This window comes from Rudaea sp. (genome assembly GCF_036383415.1).
Classification (GTDB): domain Bacteria; phylum Pseudomonadota; class Gammaproteobacteria; order Xanthomonadales; family Rhodanobacteraceae; genus Rudaea.
In genome coordinates this window covers 1-4,131 of record NZ_DASVOK010000450.1, presented here as the reverse complement: position 1 = coordinate 4,131, position 4,131 = coordinate 1, and the positions used below count along the sequence as shown (strand labels likewise).

Annotated in this window: 3 protein-coding genes; 1 reads left to right on the top strand and 2 read right to left on the bottom strand. The window is 65.4% G+C overall.

Annotated elements, in window-relative coordinates; all coding sequences use genetic code 11:
* Together VF497_RS16180 and uvrD are read right to left on the bottom strand one after the other, a co-directional pair.
* Nucleotides 1-1,052 (bottom strand): hypothetical protein (locus VF497_RS16180; protein WP_330890608.1); only part of this gene is annotated, 1,052 nt, incomplete at its 3' end.
* Between the two features lie 109 nt (nt 1,053-1,161).
* The gene (gene uvrD, locus VF497_RS16175; protein ID WP_330890606.1) at nt 1,162-3,354 is read right to left on the bottom strand and encodes a DNA helicase II; all 2,193 of its coding nucleotides are present in this window, start codon (nt 3,352-3,354) and stop codon (nt 1,162-1,164) included.
* A gap of 70 nt (nt 3,355-3,424) precedes the next feature.
* Between uvrD and VF497_RS16170 the strand changes: the two genes are divergently transcribed.
* The coding region (locus tag VF497_RS16170) for a hypothetical protein (protein WP_330890604.1) at nt 3,425-4,131 on the top strand (707 nt) is incomplete at its 3' end.

Below are 4,131 nucleotides of genomic sequence, written 5' to 3'. Positions count from 1 at the left end.
GCCCCGTTGCGCTTGCCGTCGACCGCGGCGGCGATCGTGCGCGAAAGCAGGCGGAATTCGCTGCGCAGGTCGTCGGTCAGGCGCGCACTGTTGCCCGGTGCGGCGGCGAGCGTCTTCAGCACGTTCTTCAACTCTTCCTGGGTCTCGCTCATGCCGCGCATCTCGCGCGATTCGCGGCCGAGCAGGTCGGCCAGGCGCGCGAGCTGGGCGTTGAGCTCACCGAGCTGCTCCGAGGAATTGCGCCGCTCGCGTTCCGATTCCACGAGTGCGCGTTGCATGCGCTCGAGGCCGTCGGCGGTTTGCTCGAGTAGCGCCTGCACGTAGGCCGGCACGTTCGCCTCGCCGTCGCCCTGCAGAGCGCCGGAAGACAGCCGCGTCTGCCCGGACAGCCATTCCTCGAGTTCGTTGTAGAAACGGTTCTGCGCGTGGCCGGCCTGCAGGTCGAGGAAACCGAGTACGAGCGAGGAGGCGAGCCCGAACAGCGACGTCGAAAAGCTCGTCGACATGCCCGACAGCGGCTCCTTCAGATGTTCCTTGAGATCGTTGAACATCGCTGCCGGATCGGTGCCGACGCCGAGCGAGCCGATGATGTCGGCGACCGAACGGATCGTGACGAGCAGGCCCCAGAATGTGCCGAGAAGGCCGAGGAAGATCGCGAGGCCGACGAGGTAGCGCGACAGATCGCGCGATTCCTCGAGACGCAAATAGATCGAATCGAGCAGCGAACGCAGACTGGCGGTCGACAGCGAAAACTTCGAGCGCTCGCGCCCGGCGAGCATGCGCGCCATCGGCGCAAGCAGTTTCGGCGGCGCGAGCTGGCGGTTCGGATCGGAGCGCTTGAACGTCTCGATCCACTCGACCTCGCGCGAAAGCTGCAGCACCTGGCGCAGATTCCAGGCAATGCCGAACAACAGCACGAGCAGGATCACGCCGTTGAAGAACGGATTCGCCTGGAAGTTCGCGAGCAATTTCGGTGCGAGCATGCCGGCGAGCGCGGCGACGGCGATGAGGAATCCACCCATCCAGACGAGCACTTGGGTCGGTTTGGTCATGCGAAGTACTCCAGGCCTGTTCGTTGGATGCGTCGAGGCTCTGACAGGTTGCAGAAGAAATGGTTCCGCTGTGTTCATTCCCTTCTTCCTGTGAGAGAAGGGAAGATGGCTACAGCGGCGTCAGATTCGCATAGGCCAGCACCAGCCACTTCGCACCCGCATCCTCGAAATTGACCTGCACGCGCGCGTGCGCACCCGAGCCTTCGGCGTCCATGACCACGCCTTCGCCGAAGCTCGCATGGCGCACACGCTGGCCGAGTTTCAATTGGGTGACTTCGAGCGCGTCGGCGGCGTAGTGATTGGCCGACAACGGGCGCGACACCTGCACGCGCGGGCGCACCTCGTGCAGCAGTTCTCGCGGCAGTTCGTGCAGAAAGCGCGAAGGACGGTTGTAGCTCTCCATGCCGTGCAGGCGGCGCGATTCGGCATAGGACAGCATCAGCGATTCGCGCGCACGCGTGATGCCGACGTAGGCGAGGCGACGTTCTTCCTCGAGCCGGCCTGGCTCGTCGAGCGAGCGCTGGCTCGGGAACAGACCGTCTTCGAGGCCGACGAGAAACACGATCGGGAATTCGAGGCCCTTGGCCGAGTGCAGCGTCATCAACTGCACGCAATCTTCCCAAGCCTCGCCCTGCGACTCGCCGGCTTCGAGCGCGGCATGGGCGAGGAAGGCGGCGAGTTCGCTCAGGCCCGCGTCGAGGTCCTCGGGCGTGCGCTCGAAACGGCTGGCGACGTTGACGAGTTCGTCGAGGTTTTCGACGCGCGACTCGGCGCTGCCGCGTGCGTCGGCCTCGTAGAAATCTCGCAAACCAGATTTCTGGATCGCGATGTCGATCTGCTCGGCGAGGGCCATCGCCGATTCGTCTATACCGGCGCAATCCTTGGCCAACGATTCGATCAGGTCGACAAAGCCACGCAGCGCGTTCTTCGCACGTCCGGCCAGGTCGCCGGTGATGAACTCCGCGAGCACCGCGTCCCAGAGCGAACTCGAATCGCGGCGCGCGCGTTGGCGTAGCGTGTCCAACGTGCGCTCACCGATTCCACGTGGCGGCGTGTTGACAGTACGCTCGAACGCAGCATCGTCATGACGATTGGCGACGAGGCGCAGATAGGCGAGCGCGTCCTTGATCTCGGCGCGGTCGAAGAAGCGCAGGCCGCCGTAGACGCGATAGCGAATATCGTGCTGGATCAGTTGCTCTTCGAAGTTGCGCGACTGCGCGTTCGAACGGTAGAGGATAGCGCAGTCGCGCGCGTTGCCGCCCTGGCGCATGTGTTCGCGTATCGCCTCGATCACGTAACGCGCCTCGTCCTGCTCGTTGTAGGCGGCGTACAGCGAAATCGGTTGGCCAGCGTCACCCGCGGTCCACAGCTGTTTGCCGAGGCGCTGCGGGTTGTTCGCGATGACCGCGTTCGCGGCCTTGAGGATCGTGGCCGTCGACCGGTAGTTCTGTTCGAGGCGGATCGTCTTCGCGCTTGGGAAGTCGCGCAGGAAGTGCTGCACGTTCTCGACGCGCGCGCCGCGCCAGCCGTAGATGGCCTGGTCGTCGTCGCCGACGACGAACACCTGTCCCGTGTCGCCGGCAAGCACGCGGATCCAGGCGTACTGCAGCGTGTTCGTATCCTGGAACTCGTCGATCAGGAGGTGCCGCCAGCGCTCGCGATAGTGCATGAGCAGGCGATCGTCGGTGAGGAACAGCTCGTGCGAGCGCAGCAGCAGTTCGGCGAAGTCGACGAGGCCCGAGCGCTGGCACTGCTCCTCGTAGGCCTTGTAGATGTCGACCAGCGTGCGCGTCAGCGGATTGCCTTCGCGCTCGAAGGCCGCGGGCCGCTTGCCCTCGTCCTTGACCGTATTGATGAACCACGCGGCCTGACGCGGCGGGAAGCGCGACTCGTCGAGGCCGAGCGCGGCGATCGTGCGCTTGATCAGACGCTGCTGGTCGTCGCTGTCGAGGATCTGGAACGTCTCCGGCAGCTTCGCCTCGCGCCAGTGCTGGCGCAGCAGGCGGTGGGCAATACCGTGGAACGTGCCGACCGTGAGCCCGCGCGTGTTGATCAGCGACGAGTTCTCGAGCAGCGTCTGCGCGCGCGCGCGCATCTCCCCAGCCGCCTTGTTCGTGAACGTGACCGCGAGAATGGACCACGGCGACGCGCGCTCGACTTCGAGCAGCCAGCCGATGCGGTGCGTGAGCACGCGCGTCTTGCCCGAGCCGGCACCGGCGAGTACGAGATAGTGGCCCGGCGGCGCGCTGACCGCTTCGCGCTGGGCCGGGTTGAGGTCGTCGAGCAGGTACGAAACATCCATTGCGGCAATTGTAAGGGCGCAGGCATCATCCGGGTCAGTTCTTCGTCGAATCGAAGATGGGCGACATGCCATGCTGCGTAGCCTGATATTTCCCGTGTTGCTGTCGATGCTGTTGGCGCCCGCGCCGGCCGCAGCGCGCGAGTCGCCGCAGTATCACGCGATCTTCGATGCCGCTTCGCAGAGCATGCGCATGCGTGTCTGCCTCGGCGAGGCGCATGCGCAGGTAAGCTTCGCCGCGGATTCGCAATGGGCAAAGCGCTTCGTCGCCGATGTCGCGCGCGGCGATCGGCGTCCGCTTGCAAGCGAGGAGGACGGCTGGAGCGCGCGCGACTGGCGCGCCGGAGAATGCCTGAGCTGGCGCGCCGATCTCGCCGCGATCGCGGCGCAAGACAAACCGGATCTCGGCTGGCGCATGGGCGACGACATCGTCGTCGCGCCGCAGCTGTGGCTGTTGCGTGCCGATGTGCAGGACGATGATGCGCGCATCCGCATGGAGCTGCCTGCCGGCTGGTCGATCTCGGCACCCTGGCAGAAGCTTTCGCACGACGGCAAATCGCCGAACGTGAGCGCCGTCGAATTTCGCATTCCGAATACTCCCGTGGATTGGTCGGCGTCGGTCGCGTTCGGCCATTTCGTGGAGAAGCGCATCGAATTGCCGGGCGGTCTGTTGAGACTGACCATCCTCGGGGACGTGGATGCGGCGCAACGCGACAAGCTCGAACGCTGGTTCGGTCGCGTCGCGCACGCCGTGCTGGGTGCCTACGGCCGCTTGCCGCT

Coding starts and splice junctions, on each gene's coding strand:
- uvrD (WP_330890606.1), bottom strand. CDS start 3,354: ATGGATGTTTCGTACCTGCTCGACGACCTCAACCCGGCCCAGCGCGAA.